Origin of the sequence: Pseudomonas sp. FSL W5-0203 (assembly GCF_001896155.1) — a bacterium.
In the GTDB taxonomy this organism is placed as follows: domain Bacteria; phylum Pseudomonadota; class Gammaproteobacteria; order Pseudomonadales; family Pseudomonadaceae; genus Aquipseudomonas; species Aquipseudomonas paracarnis.
The window spans coordinates 1-5,472 of record NZ_MPOR01000083.1; the positions used below are offsets into that span (position 1 = coordinate 1).

The window sequence follows — 5,472 nt, forward strand, 5'->3', positions numbered from 1 at the left end:
CGGGCGATCAAGGCATGGGCCAGGCGGTTGGCCTGGCGATCCAGTTCACCGTAAGTCAGGGTTTGCGCGTCGAATTTCACCGCCACCGCGTCCGGAGTTTCGCGGGCGCGATCGCCGACCAATTCGTGCACCAGGCGCTCGGCCGAAAAGCCAGACTCCGTGCGGTTCCACAGTTGCAGGATCTGTTGTTGTTCGGTCGCGTCCAGCAGGCTTAACTGGCTGAGCTGCTGTCGTGGGTTGGCGACCATACCTTGCAGCAGGTTCTGCCAGTGACGCGCCATGCGTTGCACGGTGCTGGCTTCGAACAGGTCCTGGGCATAACCCAAGGTGGCCCATATACCTTCGGTGGACTCCTGAATATCCAGGTCCAGGTCGAAATGTGCGGTCTTGCTGTCCCAGTCCAGCCCTTCTACCCGCAGCCCTGGCAATTGGTGCTGAACCTGAGCCTGGCCGACGTCAGTCTGATGATTGAACATGACCTGGAACAGCGGGTTGTGGCTCAGGCTACGCTCAGGTTGCAGGGCTTCGACCAGTTGTTCGAACGGTAAATCCTGGTGGGCCTGGGCTTGCAGGGCGCGTTGCCGAACGTGCTGCAGCAACTGCTCGACACTCATCTGCCCATGCACATCGGCCTTGAGCACCTGGGTGTTGACGAAGAAACCAATCAAGCGCTCGGTCTCGCTGCGATTGCGGTTGGCAATCGGCACGCCGACACGTATTTCTTCCTGGCCGCTGTAGCGGTGCAACAAGGTCTGGAACGATGCCAGCAACAACATGAACAGGGTCACGCCCTGCTGTTGGGCCAAAGCCTTGAGCCCCTGAGTGAGTTCCGGCGTCAGCTCGAATGCCAGGCGTGCGCCGCGGTGGCTCTGCACAGCCGGGCGCTGGTGATCGAACGGTAACTCCAGCACGCTCTGCTCACCGCCCAACAGCTCACGCCAGTAGGCCAGTTGACGTTGCTTCTCACCGGCGTCCATCCAGCTGCGCTGCCATACGGCATAGTCGGCATACTGGATCGGCAGCGCCGGCAACTGCACGTCCTGGCCCTGGCTGTAACCGGCATACAACTGCACCAGTTCCTCGACCACCAACTGCATCGACCAACCATCGGAGACGATGTGATGTTGCACCAACACCAACACATGCTCGTCGGCGGCCAGGCGCAACAGCGTGACACGCAGCAACGGTCCTTCTTGCAGGTCGAACGGCTGGGCGATCAGCGCTTGCACCCTGGCGTTGAGCTGGGCTTCATCGGCATCGGCCTGGGTGATCGGCAAGGACATTGGCGGCTCAATCACTTGCACCGCGCCGTCGTGATCCTGGCGGATATGGGTGCGTAGGCTTTCATGACGCGCCAGCAAGCTATCGAAACTGCGTTGCAACGCAGCCAGGTCCAATTGCCCTTTCAGGCGCAGCGCGCTGGGAATGTGATACGCCGCACTGTGGGGTTCCAGTTGCCAGAGAAACCATTGTCGCTCCTGGGCGTAAGACAGCGGCAACGGCTGCACGCGCCCGGCCGACAGCAGGGCCGGCGCCGTTGGCGATGGGCTCTCCTGGGCTTGCATGGCCGCGACAAACGCCTCCAGCCGCGGGTGTTCGAACACGGCTTTGAGCGGCACTTCCAGGCTCAGCGTCTGGCGGATGCGTGACACCACCTGCATCGCCAGCAAGGAATGCCCGCCCAGTTCGAAGAAGTGCTGGTTCAAGCCCACCCGTTCGGCCCCCAGAATAGCCGCCCAGATCGCCGCCACCTGTTGTTGCAACGGGGTGACCGGCACCCGCCAATCCTGTTGTTCCACGCTGGCATCTGGCTTGGGCAGGGCCTGGCGATCCAGCTTGCCGTTGGGGTTGAGCGGCATGCGCTCGAGGAAGATCAGGTGCGCCGGCACCATGTAGTCCGGCAGGTGGTCGCGCAAGGTGGCCATCAGCTGTTCGCCCACCTCGGCGCGCTCGGTTTCAGACAGCGTCTGCGCAGGTACCAGATAGGCCAGCAGTTGGTTGTCGGCAGCCAGCAACAGCGCTTCACGCACGCTGTCCTGGGCCAGCAGCACAGTTTCGATCTCACCCAGTTCTATGCGAAAACCACGGACCTTGACCTGGTGATCGACCCGCCCGACATACTCCACCACACCATCGGCGCGATAGCGCGCCAGGTCGCCGGTGCGGTACAGGCGCTCGCCGGATGGGCTGAACGGGTCAGCGACAAAGCGCTCGGCGGTCAGGCCCGGCCGCTGCAAATACGCACGGGCCAAGCCATTGGCGCTGGCGATATAGAGTTCACCCACGGCGCCCAGCGGTAGCAGGTTCAGGTCACGGTCCAGCACATACAGGCCACGCCCTGGTAGCGCCCGGCCAATGGGGCTGGCACCGCCGGCGCTGACGGCGCTCGGGTCAGTGCAGTCCAGCACGCTGGAAACCACGGTGGCCTCGGTAGGCCCGTAGGTATTGAGCAAGCGCACATGGCCGAGCCCGGCGCGCTGCCACAACAGCGGGCCGTCCAACGGCATGGCTTCGCCGCCGATATGGATCTGGCGCAAGGCACCATAGGTCCTTGGGCCTGCTGCGAGGCAATCTTGCAGGAACAGCTTCCAGTAGGCCGTGGGCAAGTCGGCCAGGGTAATGCCCTGGGCAATGATCTGCCGATACAGCTCGGCACCGTCCCACAACTGCGGGCCACGCAGTACCACGGTGGCACCAAGGGTCAGCGCCGGGTACAGCTGCTCGACGAAACCGTCGAAGTTCAAGGTGGCAAACTGCAACACTCGGTCCTGGGCAACCAGCTGCGAGTAATCCGCCGCGATGCCAGCGAACTCACTCAGTGCTGCATGGCTGATGGCAACCCCCTTGGGCTTGCCTGTGGAGCCGGAGGTATAGATCACATACGCCAGGCTCTGGGGCTCGACCTCAACCGGCAAATTATCGTCGGCACGCAACGCCAACTGCGCCTGGACCCGGTCGATGTCCACCGCCAGCACCTGGGCCGGTAACGGCAGGCGCCCATGCAGGTGCGATTGGGTCAACACCAGGCCCACACCACTGTCCTCAAGCATATGCGCCAGGCGTTCGCGGGGGTACTCAGGGTCCAGCGGCACATAGGCCGCTCCTATCTTGAGCACCGCGAGCAAGCTGACCACCATGGCAAAGGAGCGCTCCACGGCGATCCCCACCAGCCCTTGAGGGCCGACGCCCTGAGCCAGCAGATAATGCGCCAGGCGGTTGGCCTGACGGTTCAGTTCCCCATAGCTGAGGGTCTGCTCATCCAGGGCCAGGGCTTGACGTTCCGGCTGCTGATCAGCCTGGGCTTCAAACAGCCGGTGTACAGCCTCAAAGGGGGTGACACCGGCCGGGGTGTTCCAGTCCTGGAGCATCCTGTGTTGCTCAGCGGCACCCACTATTGGCAGTTCACAGAGGCGGCTGCGGGGTGCGCTCACCACCGCCTGCAGCAGGTGTTGCCAGTGTTGCGCCAAGCGCTCGATGGTGGCGGCGTCGAACAGGTCGGTGGCGTAGGTCAGCGCGGCCCAAAGCCCGTCGGCGGATTCATGGGTGTCCAGGCTCAGGTCAAAATGGGTGGTCTGGCTGTCCCAGTCCAGTTCCACCACACGCAGGCCCGGTAACTGCTGGCCTTCGCGGCCGCCTTGGGCATCGGTCTGGTGGTTGAACATCACCTGGAACAATGGGTTGTGGCTCAAGCTGCGCTCGGGCTGCAACGCCACCACCAGTTGTTCGAACGGCAGGTCCTGATGGGCCTGGGCCTCCAGGGCTCGGCGTTTGGTTTGTTGCAGCAGCTCGGCAAAGCGCATCTGCCCGTCAAGGTCAGCCTTGAGTACCTGGGTGTTGACGAAGAAGCCGATCAGCCGCTCGGTTTCGACACGGTTACGGTTGGCGTTCGGCACGCCAATGCGGATATCCGACTGCCCGCTGTAGCGATACAACAGGGCTTGGAACGACGCCAGCAGCAGCATGAACGCGGTCACACCCTCTTGCTGCGCCAGGCGCTTGAGCCCCGCCACCAGCGTCGGTTGCAGATGCACCTGCAGGCTTGCACCGCGATGGCTTTGCTGCGCCGGGCGCGGACGGTCCAGCGGCAATTCCAGCACCGGTTGCTCGCCGCCCAGCAGGGCCTGCCAATATGCGAGTTGGCGCGCCTGTTCCCCGGCTTCCATCCAGCCGCGTTGCCACAGCGCGTAGTCGGCGTACTGGATCGGCAGCTCCGGGAGTTGCAGGTCATGGCCCTGGCTATGGGCGGCGTAGAGCTGCACCAGTTCCTCCACCATCACCTGCATCGACCAGCCATCGGAGACGATGTGGTGCTGCACCATCACCAGCACATGCTCATCCTCGGCCAGTTGCAACAGCGTCACACGCAACAACGGGGCCTGGTGCAAATCGAACGGCCGCGCCACCTCCTCTTCCACCCGCGCCATCAACTGCGCTTGGTCGACGTGCGCCTGCTGGATCTGCACCCGTGCCTGCGGCATCACTGCCTGCCACAGGCGTTGACCGTCATCGACCAATTGCGTGCGCAAGCTTTCATGCCGGGCTAGCAGGCTGTCGAAACTGCGTTGCAACGCTGCCAGGTCCAAGTGCCCGTGCAAACGCAGGGCGCCTGGGATGTGATAGGCGGTGCTGTCCTTGTCCAGTTGCCAAAGGAACCACTGGCGTTCCTGGGCGTAAGACAACGTCGGTGTGTCGCTGTCGTGGCGGGTGGGAGCAATCGGCAGTTGAGCGAAACTCATGCCCCGGCTTTGCAGGCGCTGGTAAAACTGCTGGCGCTGCTCCAGAGGCAAGCGAAGAAAGCGCGACACCAGGTCGATATTAGGGTTGGAAAGCATGGTTCAAATCGCCTCTAGTTCGCTCAAGAAGTCACGAAGGTCATCAAAATCTTCCACGCTGCCGGCGCGGAAAGTGGCTGCGGCCTGCACGTAGGCGCGCAGCGATTCAGTCTGGAACAGTTCCATCAACGGTACGTCCAGGCCGAGCTCGGCCTGCACCCGCGAGGTAATCTGGATCGCCAGCAAGGAGTGGCCACCGACATCAAAGAAGTTGTCGTTCAGGCCCACTTGCGGCAGGTGCAGGATGTCGGCCCAGATCGTGGCGATCTGCTGCTCAAGCTCGGTTTGCGGGGCCAGGTACTGCTGCTGCATCTGGCTCGCATCCGGCAGCGGCAAGCCCTTGCGGTCGAGCTTGCCGTTGGGGGTCAGCGGCATCTGCGCCAGGAATACGAAGTGGCTGGGCACCATATAGTCCGGTAGGTCGGCTTTCAGGGCGCGACGCAGGGTGTCACGGAACTCAACCTGGTCGGCCAGGCTGGCGTCGGCCGGTACCACATAGGCCACCAGTTGTTTGCCGGTCGGCCCCTCCTGGGCCACCACCACGGTTTCACCGACACTGGTTTGCTCACGCAAGCGCGCTTCGATTTCCCCCAGTTCGATACGGAAACCGCGGATCTTCACCTGATGGTCCACACGCCCC

The 5,472-nt window shown here is 63.1% G+C and carries 2 protein-coding genes; both read right to left on the reverse strand.

Annotated elements, in window-relative coordinates:
• The coding region (locus tag BOP96_RS28995) for a non-ribosomal peptide synthetase (RefSeq protein ID WP_138726260.1) at positions 1-4,832 on the reverse strand (4,832 nt) is incomplete at its 3' end.
• A gap of 3 nt (positions 4,833-4,835) precedes the next feature.
• Positions 4,836-5,472: phosphopantetheine-binding protein (locus BOP96_RS29000; protein ID WP_238346877.1), on the reverse strand; the 637-nt coding region annotated here is incomplete at its 5' end.